Genomic DNA, 20,280 nt, shown 5'->3' on the forward strand with positions numbered 1-20,280 from the left:
AGATAAGCCCGCCTGCGTTTCGGTGAGTACTGGAGTGGGAGACCCTCTGGGAAACTCGATTCGCCGCCACCACTCATACTCTCATTTCGAGCCTCGCACAGCGACAGCTGTGTGGGGCTTTTTGCATGTATGTCGGCAGCACAGAGTGCTTGCCGTCGTGGTAGCATCAATCTAGGCACAATAGAATATAGTACCAAAGTAGTTTGGAGAGAGGCTTACACGAGTGTGTACGGTACCACGACGATATGGCTGATCCATCGAGTCTGGACACTATTTACGGGCTCCTGGCAGCGTCGCAGCGTCGGTATATCTTGTATTACCTGCTCGACAACGATCGGGCGAACATCGAAGGGCTCTCCCTGCAGTTAGCGGCCTGGGAGAACGACGAACCGGTAACGGCCGTCAGCGAGGCCGATCGGAAAGACGTCGTCGTCTCGCTGGTGCACAGTCAGTTGCCCAAACTCGAGTCCCACGGCGTGATCGAGTACGACGAGCGGAGTGGTGATATCGTGGCCGTCGAGGGGTTCGACGACCTCTGGGCGGCCGTCGAACGGGCGTACGTGTTCGACGACGCCGTCGTGATCGACGAGTCGGACGAGTCGTTCCTCTACAGTGAGCCGTTACAGTCCGGAGGCGAGGAGCAATAGCGGAGCGACGGCGATGGGACCGGTGCGCGTGTCGGGGTGGCTCAGCGAGGCGCGTTCGGAACGCGCCGGCCGCGAGAAGGAGAGAATCACGAGCAGGGGATCCGATCGGGATCGCTACTCGACCTGGATTTCACCTTGCATGTTCTGGTGTGGCTCGCACCGGTAGTAGGCCATCTCGTCGGTGGCGGTGATCTCGAGGATCTGGTCGTCGTCGGGTTCGGCGACCTGTTCGGTCTCGTAGTCTTCGACGACGTCCTCGTTCTCGTCCCAGAGCAGGAAGTTGTGGGGAGTGTTGTCGCCTTCGGTCCAGCCGATCTCGTAGTCGCCGTCCGCCTCGAGGACGAGCGTCGGGTTCGTTACGTCTTCGATCGCTACAGGTTCGAGGCCGATCCAGCCGCCGACCTCCCCCCTGAACGTAATTCGTTCACCCGGTTCGATCTCGTAGGGACCGTCGCTTCCGCCACCGGTCTCGGTGTCGTCGCTCCGTTCGTTTTCGTCGTCGCCGAGACAGCCGGCGGCCAGTGCAGTGGCGATCGTCGCACCGGACAGTTTCAGTACTGATCGTCGATCGTGGTCGAACGTGGTCATTGGCTTCAGCCGAACGTGTCGTGCCGTGAAGAATGAAGACCGAACCCGGTTCTCGAGAGATGGGACGCCTACCGGACATATTCGGCGGTATCGCTAAAGTATTGTCTCGGACGGCTCGAGAGCAGTCGCTGTCCGGGAGTCGTGGTCGAAACTGTCGCCCGGGACACTAACGTCCAGCCTCATCCCGTGGCGGCGTGCCGCGTCGGCTGGCTAACCCTCGTGCCGGGCGGGGGACCTCGTATGCAGTCCCCGAGTGGCGTTCCGTCGGGAACGCCTGAGGAGACGGGTCGTCCCGTCTCGTGGTGGGGTGACCCACCGTACGAGTGTCACGTGCCCGGGTTCGCCGTGCTGTCATCGCACCCGTATGGGTTCGCTCGGACGGGGACTTGGGACACGCACCCGGACTAGACCGTCGGGACGGTTAAGTGTTCCAGTCACCGTCGATCGCGCTCATCCGTCGGGTGCCGTCGCCTGGCTGCCCTCGTTGTCCTCGAGCCACGACTCGTACGCGTCGGGTTCGACGACGATCACGTCCGCGTCCATCCGCGAGTGGCCGGCACCACAGAACTCGGTGCAGTCGGCGTCGTACTGGCCGGTCTCGTAGACGTTGGTCCGGAGACGGGTGTACTCCTGGGGGAAGGCGTCCTGTTTGACGCCCAGGTCCGAGACGAACAGCGAGTGGACGACGTCGTCGCTGGTCAACCAGATCGTCACGTCCTCGTCGGCGGGAATGACGATTTCGTCCTCGGTCGTCACGTTGTGCTCGGGGTAGGTCACCTCCCAGCCCCACTGGTAGGCCCGGACGACCAGTTCCTCGTCGTCGGTTTCGGGGAGATCGTCGATCGATTCGACCGCGCCTTGTTCGCCGCCGGCGACGTCGGTCGCCTGGGACGGGGAGACGTATGGACTGACGAGGACGCTGTAGCCGGCGATGCCGACGAACAGCAGGATGATCGCCGTCGCGGCGGTCCAGGTGATCTCGAGTGCGGGATCTTCCGCGGTTGGCTGTGGGTCGTCGTTGTCGTGGAACTTGACCGTCGCGTAGACGAGAATCATCAGGACGAACAGCGAGAGGGGTAACGCGACGTAGAGCAACTGGAACTCGAGTCCTTCGATGAGGTCGCGATTTTCCGACTGTGCCGCGACCCGACCGGTCAGGGCACACAGTAACCCGAGTACTGCAGTGGCGACGGTGACCCGACGACTCATTGGAGGGGCTTCCACGACGAGCCTCATATACGGTCTTCATCGATCGGTGTACTCTCACGAGCGTTGATCGATCGCCCCCGGTCGATCGGACCGGAGACAGTGATCAGCGACGGTGACTTTCACTCCATCGTCAATTGGGCTTATTGACGTCGATGGTGAGGCCACGGTTATGAACGAGGGCGGCGGGTCGCGACGAGTACGGACAGGTTCGCATCCGGTCGGAGGGTTGACCTGACGATGGACCGGGCGATCGTCGAGGTCGCGCTGTTCGCCGCGATCGTCCTCGGCTGTCTGTGTACGGTCCTCGTAGCCAAGCGGCTCCAGGCGGAGCCATCTCCCGACGGCGGGTACGCGACGATCGGTCGGGAAGGACTGACCTGGGGGGCGGCAAAGGCCGCCGCGATCAGATGGACGACGACGACGAACCACCGCGAAATCGGATTGCTCTACATCGCGCTCGGGACCGTCGCGGCGATCTGGGGCGGGGTCGACGCGATGATGCTCCGAACGCACCTGCTGACGCCCGGGGCGGACATCTGGACGGAGCAGACGTACAACGAACTGTTCACGATGCACGGGCTGACGATGCTGATCTTCTTCGTCGCGCCGGTCTTTTTTGGCATCGGCAACTACTTTCTGCCACTGTTGATCGGGGCCGACGACATGGCGTTTCCCCGGTTGAACGCCGTGGGGTTCTGGATGCTCCCACCCGCCCTCTTGCTCTCGCGGCTGGGGATCGTCGCCGAGGTGACCGGGAAGACGCTCGCGCTGGTCGTTCCCGAGGACTGGATCTCGGTGCTGTTTGCCCTCCGCGAACCGGCGATCGGCTGGACCCTGTACCCGCCGCTGTCGACGACGACGCCGGATCCCCAGATCAACTTCCTGTTGCTGGGGCTCCACCTGAGTGGTATCGCGACCACGATCGCCGCGATCAACTTCGTCACGACGATCGTCTACGAGCGTGATAAGTCGATCGGGTGGGCCAACCTCGACATCTTCTCGTGGAACATGCTCGTCACGAGTGCGATCGTCATCTTCGCCTTTCCGCTCCTGGGGACTGCACTGCTGATGTTGCTGTTCGACCGGAACTTCGGGACGACGTTCTTCGCGACCGAGGGCGGCGGGCCGATCCTCTGGCAGCACCTGTTCTGGTTCTGGGGTCATCCCGAGGTGTACATCATCTTCCTCCCCGCGACGGGGCTGATGAGCCTCATCCTCCCGAAGTTCGTCGGACGGAAGCTGTTCGGGTTCAAGTTCATTGTCTACTCGACGATCGCGATCGGCGTCCTTTCCTTCGGCGTCTGGGCCCACCACATGTTCACGACCGGGATCGATCCCCGCATTCGGGCGAGTTTCATGGCGACGTCGATCGCGATCGCGGTACCGAGCGCGATCAAGATCTTCAACTGGATCACCACCATCTGGAACGGGAACGTCAAACTGGCGTCGCCGCTCATCCTCTGTGTCGGCGGCATCGCGATGTTCATCTACGGCGGCATCACCGGCATCTTTCTCGCGGTAATCCCGGTCGACATCGTCTATCACGACACCTACTACGTCGTCGGGCACTTCCACCTCATCCTGATGGGGATCATCCCCCTCATGATGTTCGCCGCCAGCTACTACTGGTACCCGATCATCACCGGACGGTTGTACGATCGACGGCTCGCGCTTTTCCAGTCGACCCTGCTCGTCGCCGGTGCCGCGCTCACGTTCGGGACGCTGATGATCATCGGCTACCTCGAACTGCCCCGCCGGTACGCGACGTACCCCCCATCGTTCAACGGGTTACAGATCGTCGCCACGATCGGATCCTACCTCATCGGGCTCAGCGTCCTGCTGTGGCTCTACAATATGCTCTGGTCGTACTTCCACGGCGACCCGGTCGAGTCGGCCGACCCGTGGAACCTCAAGGCGACCAACCAGTTCACGCCCGAGTGGCAGTGGTTCGAGGAGAAACTCGAACGCGAACGCGGGATTCCGCCCGCCGAACCGGAGTCGGTCCGCCGATCGTACGTTCCGGCCCAGGAGGAGCGCCCGCCATCGTTGTACGGCCGCATCGTGCCGGTTGCACGGACGGTCGTGAGCGACGCCGGCACGGCCGCGATCGGCGGCTTCGTCGGCACGATACTCATGTCGGGGGTGCTCGCCGTCGCCGTCGTCCTCGGCGCGTTCGACCTCGAGGCCTTCGCCGGTCTCGCGACGCTCGTCGGTCTGCCCGCGAACCCCGGCCTCGGCTACGTCATCTTCCTCCTCGGCGGGATGACGACCTGGCCCTTGCTCTTTCTCGCCCTCGGGGAGTACCTGCCCGGCGAACTCACCCTCGTCACGGGGCTGTGGTACGCGACCGTCATCGCCTCCGGGTTCGCGATCGGGTTCCACACCGACCAGGCCGGCCTCGAACTCGTCGCTTACCTCGTGTTCGTCCTGCTCGCCCACTGGATCTACGGACTCGGCCTCGCCGGGACGATCGCGTTCCTCGGCGGACGGCTCTCGTCGCCACCGGAGGACCAGGAGTATGAGCAGTGACGAGGAGCGGGTGACGGGTGAGCCAACCGAACCCGGCGAATCGCGCGTCCTCACCTACGTCGCCCCGTTCCTCGGCGTCCTCCTGATCGCCGCCGGGATCCCCCTCGCGATCGTCGGAGGGTACGTCGTCGTGCAGGATAGCTTCGGGCTCTGTGGCGACCCCGACATCGAGGTCCGGGCGCTCGGCGAGGACGAACGCCCCGCTGAGACCGTCGAGACCCTCCCCTACGAGAACCTCTCGGACGCCGAACAGCGGGCCGTCCGGGAGGCGATCGACAGCCCGCTCGACGAAGCCACGGTCGACGGCGATCGACTGGAAAACGAGGAGGCCCTGCTCGACGGCGTGATCGTCGCGATCGACGGCGAACGCTACTACGTGCAACTCGCGTCGCTGAACTCCTGTCTCGAGGCCCAGCCGCTGCTGTTCCCGATCGGCAGCGTCGCGATCCTCGTCGGGATCGTCGGCGTGTTGACCCCGCCGATCTACCGCAGACTGGCTGGTTTCGAGGAGCGGATGCAACGGGATCGGCGCAGGTAGCGGTGCTGTCTGGTGTGATCGGGTCGTCGATCGACCGCCCCGCTTTTCGTCTATCGGCGCATCGTCGCCGTCGATATCGACCCCCTCGAGTAAGTCCCGGCGATACTCGCGGGACTGCAGACGACGAGGGGTTTTTCATCACTGACCGTCGTAGCCCGACCCCATCGGAGTGATTCGCGTGGACGAAAACGGTACGAAAAAACGATCCGCGGCGAGATGCGCCAACTGTGGCGCGATCGGGATCGTCCAGGTCTGGCCGGACGGGTCGATCCAACCGCTCGGACAGACCGACCTCTGTCGCTGCGAGGACGAGGATATCCGCGTTCTCGACGGCGATATCACGTTTTGACTGCTCAGAGCGCCGTTCCGAGGTAGACGACAGCCACCAGAAACAGCCAGACTGCGTCGACGAAGTGCCAGTACAGACCGACGGTCGCGACCGACGTGTCCCGATCGGGGCCGTAGTGGCCCCGCAGTCCGCGCCAGCAGAGGACGGCCAGTCCGCCGACGCCCAGCGTGACGTGGAGTCCGTGCAGGCCGGTCAGCCCGTAGAACGCGCTGCCGAAGACCCCGTCCGCGAGTGTAAAGCCCTCGTGAACGACGAACTCGTAGTACTCGTAGGCCTGGCCGGCCAGGAAGACGACGCCGAGAAGCAGGGTCGTCCCGAGGAGACCGAGAAACCGCCGGCGGTGGCCCTCGTCCAGCGCCTCGTGAGCGTAGTGGAAGGTAACGCTACTCGTGACCAGGATCAGCGTGTTGATCGCCACGAGCGAACTCAGGAGCGTCGGCACCTCCTGCGGTGGCCACGCGCCGACCCGGACGAAAAAGTAGTAGACGAACAGCGCGCCGAACGTTGAGACGTCGGTCGCGAGAAAGAGCGCCGTCGTCGAGACGTACGATTCGCGGGATTTGCCGCTCGTCTCGGCCTCGCGAGCGGGCGCGAGAAACGTCTCGTCGACCCAGCCGGCGACGCCGGCCAGCAGGACGATCGTCCCGAGGACGGCGAGGCCGACGCCGATCACCGGCGGGAAGACCTCGGTAGTCGCGCCGAGGAGGGCGATCGCGACGCCGCCGTAGAGACCGGCGGCACCGATCCCGGTGACGAGCGGCCACCGGCTCCGGTGCTCGTGCTCGTGATCGTCGTGGCCGTGGCCACCGGGGTCGGGCCCGGGGCCAGCAGGGCCACCGTGGTCGCCTCCCGGATCACCGGCGTCGGGCCCCGAATCGGCTGGATATGGACCCGATCGATCGCGGGCTCGACCGTGGCCGGAGCCGTCCGGTCGCGTGGTCGGATCGCGATCGGGGCCGCTGTCGGAACGACCGTTCATACCGCCGCTACCACGTCACCGCCGAAAAAACGTCGTCGCTCGCGCGGAGAGAGTGACGAGAGCGAGACAGTCACGCCGTCGGGAACGACGGCGTTCGCCGTCGCCGCTCATACTGCCGGACAAAACGGTTCATACATCGATCGCACTCGAGGCGCTGTCGTCGCTGACGACAGCCGTCGAAACGCGATCGAGTATTCACTGACTTTTGTCCGGTAGTATCAGTAGAAGTACTCGTCCTCCGAGAGCTGGACGTACCCACCGTTGCGGTACTGGTACTTCTTCTTCTTGTACGCCGCGAGGATCTTCGTGGCCCCGATCCCTGCGGTGTATCGCCTGTCGAACAGTCCGTTCTCGCCGCTGTCGCCCTGCATGTCGGAGACGACGTCGAACGCCCGGTCCCAGTCGTCGGGGCCGTAGTCCGCGACGATGTCGGCGAACGCGACGTTGCGCAGGATCTCGTCCCCGATCGCGTGCTTCCAGACGTCGTTGTAGTTCTCGATCGAGTCCGTTGCGGCGAGTCGACCGGCGATCTTGCCCGACCGGACGGCGACGTGGTAGCCGCCCTCGTGGAACGCCGACGTGGTGCCCATCGCACCGCCGGCGACGGCGATGTTCGCGCCGACGGGCGAGTCGATCGGCCGGGTCGACGAGATCGGGTACGTCTCGGTTCCCTTCGACTTGCCGCGGTCCTCGATGATCGGGATGTCTTCCTCGACGTCGTACTCGTCGCCGTACTCCTGCTCGAGCAGGCGCCTGATGTACTCGGAGCCAGAGGGGAGCTGATCGTCGCTCGGCCGGAGGAGTTTGTAGCCGCCGGGGTTGTCGACGTCCGAGAGCTCCATCCCGATCGGCATCGTCAGACCGACGCGGGCGACGGTGCCGTCGTTGGGGAAGATCCACGGGTAGGCGGTCTCGCCGGGCATGTACCCCCACCAGAACGTGAGCCGATCTTCGAACTCCGCGAACAGTTCGGGCGGGAACTCGCGGTACTCCTGGTAGGCGATGTGGTTGGCCTCGGGCGGCGAGAGGTGGTCGGAGACGCTCCGGCCGGGCCCCGTGAACTGGTCGAGGGCCTCCAGCGTGATCCGACGCTGTGGGCCGTCGGCGAGGACGACGTACTGCGCCTCTAGCTGGTCGCCGTCCGAGAGCGTCAGCGTGTGGGTCGGTCCCTTCGGGTTCGACGATCGGAGATCCGTCTCGAGGGATTTGACCCCCGTTCCGACCCGCAGGTCGGCACCGGCGTCGTCGGCCCGCTCGTGGAGCCAGTCGTCCATCCGGGCGCGGTGGAAGGTGTAGCCGAACTTCGGATAGCTGGCCTCCATTCCCGTGGTTGTCATTTCGACGGCACTGTTCGGCCCGATGAACTCCGTCGCCTCGAGTTCCTGGTGGACGACCTCGTCGGGTATCTCCCGGTAGTCGAAGTCCATGATGTCGATCCAGTAGTCGAGCATGCCGGCGGCGTCGGTCGAGTCGGGGCCGAGTCCGTCCCGGTCCTCCCGGGGGACGCCCTGCTCGAACAGGACCGTCTCGGCACCGTGTGCCGCGGCCCGTTCGGCCGCGGAGGACCCGGCGGGGCCGCCACCGACGATCGCGACGTCAACGCGTTCCATACGCCGTGGAGACTCAACGAGCCATTATTAAATTGTCTCAACGGCCCGAGCGTCTCCGGGGGTGTCGTCGATCGTCGCCGCGGGACGAACGCTTTTGATCGCACCGTGCGAGAGCACGAACATGACCGCCGACGAGAGCGAACGCGACGAATCGATCGATCCGGGGAGTGCAGACGTCCTCGTCCTCCGGAAGGGGACTCACGGGACGCCGGTCGAACGGTACGCCGAGGCGTTGCGCGATCGCCTCCCTGACCTGACCGTCGGCCTCGCGCGCACGCCGGGCGAGGAACGCGAGGCGATCGAGACCGCGTCGTTCGTCACTGGGATGACCCTCGACGAGGACCTGCTCGCGGCCGCCGACAATCTGGACGTCTTCGCGTGTGCGTACGCGGGGACGGGCCACCTCCCGCTCGACGGCCTCGCGGATCGCGGCGTCGCAGTTACCAACGCCTCGGGCGTTCACGGGCCGAACATCGGGGAACACGTCCTGGGTGCGATCCTTCACTTCACCCGCCGGTTCCACGTGGCCGAGCGCCGCCAGCGCCGCCGGGAGTGGCGCCATTACCAGGCCCACGAGTTGCAGGGGTCGACCGTCACGATCGTCGGCCTCGGCGCGATCGGACGGGCCGTCTGCGATCGCCTCGACCCGTTCGGGGTGGACACGATCGGCGTGCGCTACTCGCCAGAGAAAGGCGGGCCGACGGACGACGTGATCGGGTTCGACGAGGAGGCGTTTCACGCAGCGCTCGCCCGGACCGACTACCTCGTGCTCGCCTGCCCGCTCACGGAGACGACCCGCGGGCTGATCGATCGGGCCGCCTTCCAGACGCTCGATCCGAACGCCGTCCTCGTCAACATCGCCCGCGGGCCGGTCGTCGAGACGGACGCTCTCGTCGACGCGCTCCGCTCGAACTGGATCCGCGGCGCCTCGCTCGACGTGACCGATCCCGAACCGCTCCCCGAAGAGCACCCGCTGTGGAACTTCGGGAACGTCCAGATTACGCCCCACAACGCGGGTCACACGCCGAAGTACTACGATCGACTGGCCGACATCGTCGCCACGAACGCCCGGCGGTTCACGGAAGAGGGATCGGACGCCGACCTCGAGAACCAGGTGCTGCCGTAGCTACTTCCCCGATTCGATCGCCCTGGCGTCCAGTCCGATCGATCGGGCGTCCGTCACTCGCTTCGCTTCGGAATGTCCTTGTCTTCGTATCCGGCCGCCCGGAAGAAGCGCCGCTCGATGATCCTGGCGGCAATGTCGATGAGGTCGTCGCCCTCCTCCGAGACGTCGGCGAAGAGTCCGAGCGGGATCTGTGCGGCCGCCATATCCTCGTGGCCGCCGGCGGAGCCGACGTCGCCGAACACCTCCTCTAAGAGGTCGGCGAGGTCGACCCGCGAGTCCGTCGATCGGGCGCTGGCGTGGATCTCGTTGCCGGTGATGCCGAAGACGAGGACCGTCTGGACGCCCTCGAGGTTCAGCAGGTAGTCGGCCGCCTGGGGGAGCGTGTCCCGTTCGGTGCTCCGGCCGACGGTGGCGACGAGGTACGCCGATTGGACGGTGCGTGTCTGGATGGCGCTCGCGATCGCGTCGACGGTGATCTCCGAGAGCGGCGGGTCGTTCATCTCCTTGAGGAGGTTGAGGTCGACGAACGGGTGGAGGTACAGCGCCGCCTCGTACTCCTTTTCGGTGACGTTCCGGAGGAAGTCGAGGGTCTCGCGGCGAATGGCGAACAGCAACGCCGTCGCGAGGTCGGCGTCGAGCGGCAGGTCGAGCGCCCGATGGTACTCGACGATGATCGTCGTGGTGCTGCTGTACTCCTCGCGCACGTCGACGAAATCCGCCGGCGGTTCGTCGCCGGGATGGTGGTCGATCACGATGTCGACGTCTGTTCCGGGATCGAGGCTGTTGTTTCGCCCGGGGATCGAACAGTCGACGAGCGCGATGCGATCGTAGTCCGCGACCGCGTCGCTACAGTACTGGAGGTCGATGTCGAGCAGGTTCACGAACACCCGGTTCTGCGGGTGGGTCACTTCGCCGCCGTAGAAGAACTCGACGTCCCAGACGCTGGCGTACTCGGCGACGCGTTTCAGCGCCAGCGCGCTCGCGAGGCAGTCCGGGTCCGGGTTGTCGTGGCAGACGATCGCCAGCGAGTCCGTCCCGTCTAGCAGTTCGACGAGTCGATCGGCCCGCGATCGTTCGACTGACTCCGGTCCGATCGTCTCGTCGTCTGCCGGGTCGGAATCGACGGGGTCGGATTCTGTACCGGTGGTCGGCTGGTTATCGTTGGACATGGGAACTCGATCCGTCGATGACCTGGGCGAGTCGATACCGGCGTCGCCGCGACGTCGATGAGGCCCGGGTCGACGAAGAGTCAGTACCGTGTCGATCACCTGTTGTGACGACCCGGGCCCGAATAAGTGCGCTGCTTGAATGCGACCCGTGCTGGTCGCCACGAGCGGCGTGGGAAGAACGGTGGGTCGTCCGCGGGTCGTCGTGTGATCGATCCGACGGCTGCCGTCGAACGCGTCGGCCTACCGGACGGAATCTCCGGTGACGGACTCCGGCCGTGACGTGTCGTCACCGGTTCCCTCGATCGGATCCAGTCGGGCGAGCAGTTCCGCGCCCGGGTCGCGCATGGCGACGGTATTCGCGTCGGCGTCGAAGTCGACGGCGCCGACGTCCGCCAGTTTCGGCACGTGGACGTGCCGGAGCGAGATGAGAACGCGCCGCTGGGACCCCAGGAGCGCGTCGCCCCACTCGGCGATCGGGTCGCGCTCGTCCGATCGCTCGGCGAGCGACACGCGATCCGCGAGTTCGTCGAGCGAAACCGGTCGCTCGGTCCCTTCGAGCGCGCGAAGGACGGCCCGGCGGCGCGGATCCGCGAGCGCGTCGAACGACGCGTCCGTTTCGTCGGACGACGGGAGAGACGGGGTCGACAGGGATTCGGGGTCGGAGACGAGTGGGATCATTACCCGTCGTTGGAACGGACGGTATATGGGCCCGCCGCCAAATCGTACAGGGTCCGCTCGGCTCTAGAGGTAGCCGTTCTCCAGCAGGAGTTCGCCGTTCAGCACGCTCGCCCCCGCAGCGCCGCGGATCGTGTTGTGGGCGAGGCAGTTGTACTGGAGGCCGAACGTGGACTCTCGCAGGCCGCCGGCGGCGATGGCCATGCCGTCGCCGAGCGTGCGGTCCATCCGGGGCTGGGGCCGATCGGGTTCGTCGAAGACGTGGATGAGCGGGTCGGGCGAGGAGGGAAGGTCGAGCGACGGGTACTCCCGCATCGCGTCGGCGGCCGCGTCTGCCGTGAGGGCCTCTGCGGTCTCGACCCAGACGTTCTCGAGGTGGCCGTCGATCGTCGGGATGCGGTTACAGGAGGCGGCGACCTCGACGCCGTCGTGGGTCAGCGAGGCGCCGTCGAACTCGCCGAGCAGTTTTCGCGACTCGGTCTCGAGTTTGTCCTCCTCGCCGCCGATGTGGGGGAGGGCGTTGTCGATGATCTCCATCGAGGTGACGCCGTCGTAGCCGGCGCCGGAGACGGCCTGCAGGGTCGCGACGTGGACCTTCTCGAGGCCGTACTCCGCGAGGGCCGCGAGGGTGGGGACGAAGGTAATCGTCGAGCAGTTGGGGTTCTTGACCATCGCACCGTCCCAGCCGCGCTCGTCGCGCTGGACCTCGAGCAGATCGATGTGTTCGGCGTTGACCTCCGGGATCACGAGGGGGACGTCGTCGGCCATGCGCGCGTTCGAGGAGTTCGACGACATGACGTAGCCCGCCTCACAGAACGCCGGTTCGACGTCCGCGCCGACGCTCGAGGGGAGCGACGAGAACAGCAGGTCGACGTCGTCGGGGACCTCGTCGGGATCGGTCGCGGAGACGGTCATCTCCGCGACGTCCGCGGGGATCGGGCTGTCGACGCGCCACTTGGCCGCTTGCCGATACGTCTTGCCGGCACTCGACTCGCTCGCGGTCAGGGCAGCGACCTCGAACTCCGGATGGGGATCGAGAAGCTGAATCAGTCGCTGTCCGACGGCACCGGTTGCACCGAGTACGCCTACTCGTACTGCCATTTTCCGTCCATCAGGTGCGTGTCCGCAAAACCGTTTGGGTTTCGGTCTCGCACCCCATTTGCGATCGGCTGACAGGTTCGATCGGTCGGCCGCGCCCGCGGTGTCGTGCGCAAGCGTGGGCCCGCATAGAAGCTATTAAGAAACCGGAGCGGTTGGTATCGACCGATGTACCACCAGCAGGACCGACTCGCGGACGTCGGGCTGGCCCGGCCCGGGTCGGCCGCGCGCGAGGCGACAGGCACCGTCGAGCAACCGACCACCGATCGCACGGAGTGGTCCCGATGACGGATACGGGATCGGCCGCGGACTCGAACGACCTCGACCTGTTCGCGACGCCGTTCAACATCGGGGCGACGATCCTCACCGCCGTGTCGCTCCTGCTCGCGCTCGCGTTCTTCTGGGCCGGGTTCCAGGGAGGGAATCTCCTGTTCGCCGGGCCGCAACTGTCGCTACTGACGGGGACTGTCGGCGCGACGATCTGTGCCGGCATCGCCGTCATCGCGTGGGTCGCGGCGGTCTACATGGAGCCCGGCTTCGACAAGTAGCGCGGCTCCGGTACCGACCCGTAACGCGCTCGATTCCTGTTTCTCCTGTAACCGCGCAGCATCGATCTCAGCAGATAGCTGGCGCTGGCGAGCCTCGATCTGGAGGACGAAAATTCCGACTTACGCCGTCGCTTCGACGCCTTTCTTCCGCGTAACGTAGCCCGCGATCCGGTTTCGAACGCCCTTGGACTCGACGTTGGTGAGTTTCTCGACGCTGTCTTTGTTCTGCTCGAAGTCGGTCGTGAACGCGTCCGGGTACCGCTCCAGGAGGAGGTTCCCGGTCTTCTTGACGTATGCCGGTTTGATGGCCATACCGGAGGTTCCGTCTAGAGACTCTTATAACGCACCATTTCGGCTGATGGTTGGCGGCGGATTACTCTCGATCGTCCGATCGAGTCACGCCGAGCGCGGCTGCAATCTGTCCCGCAAAGCCCGCCTCGACGACGACCGTGACGAGGATGACGAGAAAGACCGTGCCGAGCAGGACGTCCGCGCCGGCCGGATCCGTCGGAGGTGAACCCGTCCGGAGACGGATGGCGAACAGAGTCGCGACCGACGCGGGGATGATTCCACGGGGCCCGACGAAACTGAGGAACAGCCGTTCGCGGCTCGAGAATCCGCCGCCGGCCGTAGAGGCGAAGACGACCAGCGGGCGGAGCACGATCGTCAACACGGCGACGACCGCGAGGCCGGAAACGCCGAGCGCGACCAGTTCCGAGAACTCGAGCAACGCCGCGAGCGCGATGAACACGAACGAGAGGACGAGCAGGGTCACGTCCCGTTTGAATTGCAGGATACTCTCCCGGTGGGGGAGATCGAGGTTCCCGAGCACGAATCCCGCAGTGGCGGCGGCCGCGATGCCGGCTTCCGAGAACACCGAATCCGCGATGGCGAACGCGACGACGGCGGCAGCCAGCGTCAGGAGCCGTGCCGTCTGCGGCGACGCTTCTGCCGGAAGGTCGACCCGCGTGAGGAGCACCCAGACGACGGCCGCGATCACGAGGCCGGTGGCGATTCCCATCCCGAGCCGTTCCGCGAACAGGACGACGTATCCCCGCGGCGCGAGTTCGCGGGCCGTCATCGCCTTGAAGAGGACGATCGCGAGGATCGCGGCGGTGACGTCGTTGACGATCCCCTCCGTCTCGAGGGTCGTCGCGACCGCCTCGCGGACGGGAACGACCGCGAGGATCGGCGTGATCACCGTCGGACCGGTCGCGACGAGGAGCGCGGCGACGAGAAGCGAAATGTCCCAGCTGGGTCCGAGGAGGAATCGAACGGTCAGGGCGGTTCCGACGAACGTCGTGGCCGCACCGACGGTTATCAACCACCAGACTGCCCGCGGCGCGTCGCTGACGGTCTCGAAGTCGAGTCGGAACGACCCCTCGAAGACGATGATGGCGACGCTCACGCCGACGATGGTCGAGAGCGCCGCCCCGAAGGTGTCGGTAGTGATGATCCCGAGTCCCTCGGGGCCGACCGTGACGCCAGCCGCGATGAGAAACAGCACGCTGGGGACGCGATACTTCGCGGCGAGAAACTGTGCGCCGACGCCGAGTCCGACGACGGCCGCGACGAGCGCGACGAGGTCGAGGTCGACGTGAATGGACACCGGTTCACCGACCTCCGCCGTCGCGACTCACGACGTGATACTTGCTGGAGAAATCGACGACCCGTCGAGGCTGGCCGGAGTTCGGGACCGACATGCGCCGGTGTACCACATCCGTCGACAAAACCCTCGTCCCGTCGCGGAACAGTAGCGGCGTCGGGTCGTACAGTAGAGCGATCGAGAAACGGTAGCAGTCGGCGATAGCTCTGGAACAGGGATATTAAACCATTCGACTTATTAGATTAATCAATTGCCGTTAGTTTTAAAATACAATAGCGAGGAGTCCGTACCGATGGCACTACATTTCAGAGAAGCAACTCGTGTGTACCGGAAGACGTTACCGTTCGTCTTCCTCCAGTTCGCGATCGGCGTGGCGTTCGCACTGATCGGCGTGATCTACCTCAGCCTCGTCCTGTGGCTGGGGCTCAGGTTCCTCGCGGGCAACGGTGGAGCCAGTCTGCTCGTCGTCGCGCTCGTGATGCTAATCGGTCTCGTCACGTTCGCGGGAATCTGGCGGCTGATACACAGGTACTTCCTGTATCTCGTCAAGACGGGCCACGTCGCCGTCATCGCCCACGTCGTCGAGGAGGGTGAGCCACCGGACAACCAGATCACGTACGGGGTCGAACAGGTCAAGGAGTACTTCGTCTCCGCGAGTGCGCTGTGGGGGGTTAGCGAGGTGATCGACGCGGTGCTCAAGCAGTTCAACCGCGCGGTCGCGCGACTGAAACGGATGATCCCGGTCCCCATTCCGTCGAACCTGGAGCGCCTGCTCGAGATCCTCCAGAAGTCGGTCGTGTTGGCAGTCCGGTACCTCGACAACGCGATCATCGCGTACATGTTCGTCGACCGGAACGAGAACCGCTGGCAGTCGGCCCGCGAGGGACTCGTCCTCTACGCGAAGACCTGGAAGATGGTGCTCGGATCGACCCTGCTGATCGTCGTCGGGATGTACGTCACGTCGTTCGTTCTCCTGTCCCTGCTGGCCCCGGTCGCGGTCGTGCTCGACTTCCTCCCGACCGCGTTCGAGGCGATGTCGTGGGTACTGGTCGGCGGTATCGTCGCCGTGGTCCACACCGGACTCGTCAAACCGTGGGTCAAGACCGTCGTGATCACGACGTTCCTCATCGAACAGCGCGACGAGTTCGCGGACGAGGAGACCGAGGAGTGGATCGCGGACCGCTCCGATCGGTTCGACGAGGTCGTCGAGAAGGCCGAGAACGACGAACCGCTCGCCGAGGAGCAGGAAAAACCCGGCGACGCCCCCGAGATCACGGCGTCGTAGATCGCAAGCGTTGCCACGGGCACCGCCGATCGGGGAGCGTCACCAGGTCGAGTGGCCCCGTACGCGCTCGATCGCTTCGCGCTCCCGCGGCCCGCCCGCGCGCTCGACGATCGATGCACAGTGATCGAGTCGATCTCGCAGCCGATCCTCGTCGTACTCCGCGACCCCGAGTCGCGACGCGGCGACGGTGGCTTCGACGACCGCGCCCAGACCCCGATCGATCGTCGGCACCGTCTCGGTCTCGATCGCGCTCTCCACGGGGTCGAGTGACCACTCCTCCCACTCCGTCTCGCCCTCGGTGCCCGAATCGACCTGTTCGACCCGGACGCGGACCCACGCGCCCGCGGAATCGAGGATCGGCTCCTCGAGTTCGTAGATCGAGAGCGCGGCGTCGGCGAAGTCGACGGGATCGCGGGTAAACTGCACGTAGGCTTCGCCCTGCCGGTGGAGGTTCCGGCGCGTCCGGGTGTTGCCCCACGTCCGGGCGGTGACGGGATCGCCGGCGAACAGTCCGAGCGCGGCGGCGTTCCACAGTCCGTTCGGCCCGAGCGTCGTCACGACGGTCTCGGTGACGCCGGTGAGCGTGACGGGCCACGCGATGCTGTCGGTCCCGCCGTCGGGGTCGTCGTCGAAATCGGTCCGATCGCCAGCCACAGCGTCGTCGCTCATATCTCGACGGCTTCGTGCTCGAGGGCGATGAAAAGCCCGGCCGCGGTCAGGTCCGCGGTCGTGCCAGGGTTGACGCCCCGGTCGACGAGTTCGTCGGCGAAGGTTTCGACGGCCGCGCGATCGGTCTCGAGGGCGTCTCGATCGACCAGTTCTGCGGCCCGCTCGGTCACCTCGGCCGCGACCGCCTCGCCGTGGCGTTTGACGACGAGGGTGTCGGGACGCTCGGCGAGCAGGGAGAGGAAGACGGTCGCGGCCCGATCGGTGGGCGGGCCGTCGGCCGCGGCGAGGCGCTCCGCGGCGGTGAACGATCGCTCGAAGCCGCGGATCCACTCGCGAGCGACGTCGTCCCCGGGGACGCTGCGATCCATCACGTCGAGCAGCGTCAGGCCGCGATCCTCGAGCGCAGGGATAGCGTCCGCGCCGCGGCGGACGTCGAGCGGTTCCATGTCCTCTGGCGGGTCGCCAACGAAGACGTCGACGTGTTCGAACGCGCGGTAGAAGGCGGCGGCGTCGGCGACGGTCGTCCCCTCGACGACGGACTCTGCGACTGGCTGGGACAGGTCGTCGCGAGCGGCCCGGACCAGCGGGATAACCAGGAGCAGTGCCCCGAACTGGCTGTTCTCTCCGTGCGTGGCCATTCCCTCGATCGCGCGCTCGAATGCCGGCCCGACGGCCGCGCCGTTCGCGGCGAGGTCGAGTCCCTCGCGAGCGCCGACCGCTCCGGCCAGGAAGTGCTCGAACCGGAGGTCGTCGAGGTCCCGGTGCCGATCGACGTTCCCGGGTTTCGGGGTGCCCGCGACCTCGAGCAAGAGCGCGAGTTCCGCGTTGTCGGCGGGGTCGTCCATGCGATCCAGTGCGTCCGCCCGGGCAATAGGCGTGGCTGTTTCCACGGCGGGCCGCCCCCGCGGCGACTCACCGCGGCTGCGCTCCCTGTGAGCGTCCGGTCTCGAGGTGTCGATCGACCGCCTCGTGGACCCGCTCGAGCATGACCGGGTTGTCGCTGGGCCGGCCGACGCTGACGGCGTCGGCCCCGTACGCGACGTACTCGCGGACGGTTTCGTCGTCGCGGACGCCGTTGTTGGCGATCACGTACAGATCGCTCGCGTCGACGACGTCGGCGATCACCGACTCGGTGTCCATCGCGTCGACGTGGACGAACGACGCTCCCGCAGAGTCGATCGTCCGTGCGAGGTCGGGCAGGTCGACACCGGGGACCTCCGCGCGGACCTTGACGCCGACCGTCGCGCCGGTGTCGCTCGCCCGCTCGACGTAGCGCCGGAGCCGATCGGCGTCCCGCAAGAGGCTCTCCCCACAGCCGACGGCACAGAGTTCGTCCTGTCGGCAGTGGGCGTTGATCTCGAGGAGGGCGTCGCGATCGCGACAGACCCTCGCGGCCTCGACCACGGGGCCGGGGGTCGTACTCCGGACGTTGAACGCCGGCTGGATCGGGACGTCCGCGAGGGCGGCGAGCTGGCGATCGATAAACGCGAGCGGATCGGGCGGCAGGAACTCGGTTCGATCGCGGGCGACGAGCTCCCGCGCCGCCGCTCTCGCGTCCGCGTCGAGGGCGATGCCGCCGAGGAACGCGGCACCGGCGTAGTCGGCCCCCGCGCGCGCCCAGTCGGCGTCGGCCTCCCCGCTGAGACTCGCGAGGGCGAGCGGTGGCGAGAACATCAGCGTACTATTTCGATCGCCTGGTCGATCGCCCTGACGACCCGTGCGGCGTCCTCGCGGGAATCGATCCGGATGTCGGTCCGGATCGTCGGCCGATCGAACGCGACGTCGTCGTTCTCGTCCACGATGAACGCGTCGGCGAAGGGGTAGGCGGTCGCCAGCCCCGCCGTGCTCGGCTCCGCGTTGACGGCCTCCATGAGGTCGCCGGCCGGCCCCGAGAAGGCCTCGTCGCCGAGGAACGGCGAGACGGCGACGACCGTCGTCTGGCTCAGGGCGTCGGCGACGCCCGGAAGCGAGAGCATCGGGCCGATGCTCGTGACTGGGTTCGACGGGCCGATGACGACCGTCTCGTCCAGCGCGTCGAGCACGCCGGGTGCGGGCTCGGCGTTCGACGAGCCGCGGAACTCGACGTTCTCGACGGCCGGCTCGCCCCCGTGGCCGACCCAGTACTCCTGGAAGTGCATCATGCCCCGATCCGTGTGGACCAGGCTGGCGACGGGGTCGTCGCTCATCGGGAGCAGGTCGATCGTCAGCCCGAACCCGTCGGCGAGTCGCTGGGTGGCCTCGCTCAGCGTGTGCCCCTGGTCGAGGAGGCTCGTCCGGGTGATGTGGACCGCTCGATCGCGGTCGCCGATCGTCATGAATTCGGCGATCCCCGAAAACCGCCGCCAGTTGGCGAGGTCCCGGCTCGCAGTCTGTTCGTCCTCGGGGAGATACTGGGGGCCGTCCGGAAGGTCCATCGCGGACGCGATGTCCATCAGCGCCGAGTTGGTCCGGTGGGTGTCGCCCGCGATTCCCCACCAGGTCTCGCGATCGAGGATGCCACCGCCCTGGAAGAGCAGCGTGTCGACGTCCGGCGATACGAAGAGGCCGCCGAGTTCGATGTCGTCGCCCGTGTTGGCGACGACGGTGGTCTCCTCCGGCGAGAACGCGGCTGCAGCACCGTCCAGCAGCTTCGGCGTCCCGGTGCCCCCGGAGAGGAAGGTAACCATATCTCACACTCTCGCACGTGGGTACTTAATCACTTGCGGCCACTGGCCAGTCGCTCCGCGCCGTCGGCCACGGCGGGCCGCGTACCTGACCGAACTACCGGTTCCAGGGGGCCTCGTCGGGATCGATCAGCCGCTCGCCGCGATCGAGCGCCGCGATCCGCGCTCGCTCCGCGTCGGTCAGGTCGATTTCGAGCGCGTCGTAGTTCTCGCGAACGTGCTCGCCGGACCCCTTCGGAATCGGGACGACGCCGTCGCGACCGTAGTGCCACGCCAGCGCGACCTGGACCGGCGTCGCGTCGTGGGTCGCCGCGATCTCCTGGAGCACGTCGATCTCGGCCACGTCGCCCCTCGCGATCGGACAGTACGCGACCGTCTGAACGTCGCGGTCCTGCGAGAACGAGACGAGGTCGTCCTGCTGGAGCCGCGGGTGGAGTTCGACCTGGTTGGCGAGTATCGGCGACTCGAGGATCTCCATCGCCTCCTCGAGCAACTCGATCGTGAAGTTGCTCACCCCGACGTGGCGGGTCCACCCGCGGTCGCGAACCTCGTCGAACGCCGGCAGGGTTTCCTCGGGGTCGTACGCTCCCGTCGGCCAGTGCACGTACAGCAGGTCGACGACGTCGACGCCGAGCCGATCGAGGCTCGCCGCGGTCGACTCGATCACGTCCTCCGGTGCGAGATTCGACGGGTGAACTTTCGTCGCGAGGAAGACTTCCTCGCGATCGACGTCGGCGCGATCGATCGCGCGGCCGACCGCGCGTTCGTTGTCGTACATCTGGGCCGTGTCGACGTGTCGGTAGCCGGTTTCGAGCGCCGTGTGGACGGCCTCGGTGCAGGACTCGCCCTCGTGGCCGGACGTGCCGAACCCCGGCTGTGGAAGCTCCGTCGCGGTCATCGGTGGTCCTTCGTACCCGCCGTCCTCCCCGGTGTGGGAAGCGGCAAAACGGGACCGGGGCGCGATTCCGCTGGCGAGCGACGCGTCCCGGTCC

General features: G+C 66.3%; 20 protein-coding genes. 6 read left to right on the top strand and 14 right to left on the bottom strand.

All coding sequences use genetic code 11. The features are described 5' to 3' along the window. Positions 1-245: 245 nt before the first annotated feature. A complete protein-coding gene (locus MUN73_RS15225) occupies positions 246-647 on the top strand; it encodes a DUF7344 domain-containing protein (RefSeq protein WP_250141361.1) in 402 nt (133 codons plus the stop codon). Between the two features lie 114 nt (positions 648-761). Here the strand turns inward: MUN73_RS15225 and MUN73_RS15230 are convergent, their stop codons facing one another. Beyond that, the gene (locus MUN73_RS15230) at positions 762-1,235 is read right to left on the bottom strand and encodes a twin-arginine translocation signal domain-containing protein (protein ID WP_250141362.1); all 474 of its coding nucleotides are present in this window, start codon (positions 1,233-1,235) and stop codon (positions 762-764) included. Positions 1,236-1,685: 450 nt separating this feature from the next. Then, a complete protein-coding gene (gene coxB / locus MUN73_RS15235; protein WP_250141363.1) occupies positions 1,686-2,444 on the bottom strand; it encodes a cytochrome c oxidase subunit II in 759 nt (252 codons plus the stop codon). A 237-nt stretch (positions 2,445-2,681) separates the two neighbouring features. Between coxB and MUN73_RS15240 the strand changes: the two genes are divergently transcribed. After that, positions 2,682-4,973: a DUF6789 family protein gene (locus tag MUN73_RS15240; protein WP_250141364.1), complete on the top strand. Its 2,292-nt coding sequence runs from the start codon at positions 2,682-2,684 to the stop codon at positions 4,971-4,973. Next, positions 4,963-5,511: a DUF7979 domain-containing protein gene (locus tag MUN73_RS15245; RefSeq protein ID WP_250141365.1), complete on the top strand. Its 549-nt coding sequence runs from the start codon at positions 4,963-4,965 to the stop codon at positions 5,509-5,511. Before MUN73_RS15240 ends, MUN73_RS15245 begins: the two co-directional genes overlap by 11 nt. A 353-nt stretch (positions 5,512-5,864) precedes the next feature. Here the strand turns inward: MUN73_RS15245 and MUN73_RS15250 are convergent, their stop codons facing one another. After that, a complete protein-coding gene (locus tag MUN73_RS15250) occupies positions 5,865-6,839 on the bottom strand; it encodes a cytochrome c oxidase subunit 3 (protein ID WP_250141366.1) in 975 nt (324 codons plus the stop codon). Positions 6,840-7,057: 218 nt separating this feature from the next. Next, positions 7,058-8,449: an NAD(P)/FAD-dependent oxidoreductase gene (locus tag MUN73_RS15255; protein WP_250141367.1), complete on the bottom strand. Its 1,392-nt coding sequence runs from the start codon at positions 8,447-8,449 to the stop codon at positions 7,058-7,060. A gap of 121 nt (positions 8,450-8,570) precedes the next feature. Between MUN73_RS15255 and MUN73_RS15260 the strand changes: the two genes are divergently transcribed. Further along, complete coding sequence (locus MUN73_RS15260) at positions 8,571-9,575, top strand: D-2-hydroxyacid dehydrogenase (protein ID WP_250141368.1); 1,005 nt, start codon at positions 8,571-8,573, stop codon at positions 9,573-9,575. Positions 9,576-9,628: 53 nt separating this feature from the next. Here the strand turns inward: MUN73_RS15260 and MUN73_RS15265 are convergent, their stop codons facing one another. From MUN73_RS15265 to asd, 3 genes are all read right to left on the bottom strand, one after another. Further along, positions 9,629-10,744: a DHH family phosphoesterase gene (locus MUN73_RS15265; RefSeq protein ID WP_250141369.1), complete on the bottom strand. Its 1,116-nt coding sequence runs from the start codon at positions 10,742-10,744 to the stop codon at positions 9,629-9,631. Between the two features lie 240 nt (positions 10,745-10,984). After that, on the bottom strand, positions 10,985-11,422 hold the full coding sequence (locus tag MUN73_RS15270; RefSeq protein ID WP_250141370.1) for a DUF7344 domain-containing protein: 438 nt from the start codon (positions 11,420-11,422) through the stop codon (positions 10,985-10,987). Between the two features lie 63 nt (positions 11,423-11,485). After that, positions 11,486-12,520: an aspartate-semialdehyde dehydrogenase gene (asd, locus tag MUN73_RS15275; protein WP_250141371.1), complete on the bottom strand. Its 1,035-nt coding sequence runs from the start codon at positions 12,518-12,520 to the stop codon at positions 11,486-11,488. A gap of 281 nt (positions 12,521-12,801) precedes the next feature. Between asd and MUN73_RS15280 the strand changes: the two genes are divergently transcribed. Next, complete coding sequence (locus MUN73_RS15280; RefSeq protein ID WP_250141372.1) at positions 12,802-13,065, top strand: hypothetical protein; 264 nt, start codon at positions 12,802-12,804, stop codon at positions 13,063-13,065. A 120-nt stretch (positions 13,066-13,185) separates the two neighbouring features. Here the strand turns inward: MUN73_RS15280 and MUN73_RS15285 are convergent, their stop codons facing one another. Both MUN73_RS15285 and MUN73_RS15290 read right to left on the bottom strand, forming a co-directional pair. After that, positions 13,186-13,377: a 30S ribosomal protein S17e gene (locus tag MUN73_RS15285; RefSeq protein ID WP_250141373.1), complete on the bottom strand. Its 192-nt coding sequence runs from the start codon at positions 13,375-13,377 to the stop codon at positions 13,186-13,188. Between the two features lie 61 nt (positions 13,378-13,438). Further along, the gene (locus MUN73_RS15290) at positions 13,439-14,674 is read right to left on the bottom strand and encodes a cation:proton antiporter (protein ID WP_382181912.1); all 1,236 of its coding nucleotides are present in this window, start codon (positions 14,672-14,674) and stop codon (positions 13,439-13,441) included. Between the two features lie 289 nt (positions 14,675-14,963). On the opposite strand from MUN73_RS15290, the gene MUN73_RS15295 reads away from it, so the two are divergent. Then, positions 14,964-15,956: a hypothetical protein gene (locus tag MUN73_RS15295; protein WP_250141374.1), complete on the top strand. Its 993-nt coding sequence runs from the start codon at positions 14,964-14,966 to the stop codon at positions 15,954-15,956. Positions 15,957-15,995: 39 nt separating this feature from the next. Here the strand turns inward: MUN73_RS15295 and MUN73_RS15300 are convergent, their stop codons facing one another. The 5 genes from MUN73_RS15300 to MUN73_RS15320 all read right to left on the bottom strand — a co-directional run bounded on the left by MUN73_RS15300 (position 15,996) and on the right by MUN73_RS15320 (position 20,186). Continuing rightward, positions 15,996-16,625, bottom strand: a complete 630-nt coding sequence (locus MUN73_RS15300; RefSeq protein WP_250141375.1) for a DUF447 domain-containing protein — start codon at positions 16,623-16,625, stop codon at positions 15,996-15,998. Further along, on the bottom strand, positions 16,622-17,470 hold the full coding sequence (locus MUN73_RS15305) for a triphosphoribosyl-dephospho-CoA synthase (RefSeq protein WP_250141376.1): 849 nt from the start codon (positions 17,468-17,470) through the stop codon (positions 16,622-16,624). The genes MUN73_RS15300 and MUN73_RS15305 overlap by 4 nt, the downstream gene beginning before the upstream one ends. A 67-nt stretch (positions 17,471-17,537) precedes the next feature. After that, a complete protein-coding gene (locus MUN73_RS15310; protein WP_250141377.1) occupies positions 17,538-18,299 on the bottom strand; it encodes a tRNA-dihydrouridine synthase in 762 nt (253 codons plus the stop codon). After that, on the bottom strand, positions 18,299-19,291 hold the full coding sequence (gene cofD, locus MUN73_RS15315; protein WP_250141378.1) for a 2-phospho-L-lactate transferase: 993 nt from the start codon (positions 19,289-19,291) through the stop codon (positions 18,299-18,301). The genes MUN73_RS15310 and cofD overlap by 1 nt, the downstream gene beginning before the upstream one ends. A gap of 94 nt (positions 19,292-19,385) precedes the next feature. Next, positions 19,386-20,186 carry an aldo/keto reductase gene (locus MUN73_RS15320; protein ID WP_250141379.1) on the bottom strand — a complete coding sequence of 267 codons (801 nt, stop codon included), beginning with the start codon at positions 20,184-20,186 and terminating at the stop codon, positions 19,386-19,388. Between the last annotated feature and the right edge of the window lie 94 nt (positions 20,187-20,280).

Origin of the sequence: Halosolutus amylolyticus (assembly GCF_023566055.1) — an archaeon.
Classification (GTDB): Archaea; Halobacteriota; Halobacteria; order Halobacteriales; family Natrialbaceae; genus Halosolutus; species Halosolutus amylolyticus.

Excerpts from the sequence above, each read along its gene's own strand:
- MUN73_RS15225 (WP_250141361.1), top strand. The coding sequence starts at position 246 with ATGGCTGATCCATCGAGTCTGGACACTATTTACGGGCTCCTGGCAGCG.
- MUN73_RS15230 (WP_250141362.1), bottom strand. The coding sequence starts at position 1,235 with ATGACCACGTTCGACCACGATCGACGATCAGTACTGAAACTGTCCGGT.
- coxB (WP_250141363.1), bottom strand. The coding sequence starts at position 2,444 with ATGAGTCGTCGGGTCACCGTCGCCACTGCAGTACTCGGGTTACTGTGT.
- MUN73_RS15240 (WP_250141364.1), top strand. The coding sequence starts at position 2,682 with ATGGACCGGGCGATCGTCGAGGTCGCGCTGTTCGCCGCGATCGTCCTC.
- MUN73_RS15245 (WP_250141365.1), top strand. The coding sequence starts at position 4,963 with ATGAGCAGTGACGAGGAGCGGGTGACGGGTGAGCCAACCGAACCCGGC.
- MUN73_RS15250 (WP_250141366.1), bottom strand. The coding sequence starts at position 6,839 with ATGAACGGTCGTTCCGACAGCGGCCCCGATCGCGATCCGACCACGCGA.
- MUN73_RS15255 (WP_250141367.1), bottom strand. The coding sequence starts at position 8,449 with ATGGAACGCGTTGACGTCGCGATCGTCGGTGGCGGCCCCGCCGGGTCC.
- MUN73_RS15260 (WP_250141368.1), top strand. The coding sequence starts at position 8,571 with ATGACCGCCGACGAGAGCGAACGCGACGAATCGATCGATCCGGGGAGT.
- MUN73_RS15265 (WP_250141369.1), bottom strand. The coding sequence starts at position 10,744 with ATGTCCAACGATAACCAGCCGACCACCGGTACAGAATCCGACCCCGTC.
- MUN73_RS15270 (WP_250141370.1), bottom strand. The coding sequence starts at position 11,422 with ATGATCCCACTCGTCTCCGACCCCGAATCCCTGTCGACCCCGTCTCTC.
- asd (WP_250141371.1), bottom strand. The coding sequence starts at position 12,520 with ATGGCAGTACGAGTAGGCGTACTCGGTGCAACCGGTGCCGTCGGACAG.
- MUN73_RS15280 (WP_250141372.1), top strand. The coding sequence starts at position 12,802 with ATGACGGATACGGGATCGGCCGCGGACTCGAACGACCTCGACCTGTTC.
- MUN73_RS15285 (WP_250141373.1), bottom strand. The coding sequence starts at position 13,377 with ATGGCCATCAAACCGGCATACGTCAAGAAGACCGGGAACCTCCTCCTG.
- MUN73_RS15295 (WP_250141374.1), top strand. The coding sequence starts at position 14,964 with ATGGCACTACATTTCAGAGAAGCAACTCGTGTGTACCGGAAGACGTTA.
- MUN73_RS15300 (WP_250141375.1), bottom strand. The coding sequence starts at position 16,625 with ATGAGCGACGACGCTGTGGCTGGCGATCGGACCGATTTCGACGACGAC.
- MUN73_RS15305 (WP_250141376.1), bottom strand. The coding sequence starts at position 17,470 with ATGGACGACCCCGCCGACAACGCGGAACTCGCGCTCTTGCTCGAGGTC.
- MUN73_RS15310 (WP_250141377.1), bottom strand. The coding sequence starts at position 18,299 with ATGTTCTCGCCACCGCTCGCCCTCGCGAGTCTCAGCGGGGAGGCCGAC.
- cofD (WP_250141378.1), bottom strand. The coding sequence starts at position 19,291 with ATGGTTACCTTCCTCTCCGGGGGCACCGGGACGCCGAAGCTGCTGGAC.
- MUN73_RS15320 (WP_250141379.1), bottom strand. The coding sequence starts at position 20,186 with ATGACCGCGACGGAGCTTCCACAGCCGGGGTTCGGCACGTCCGGCCAC.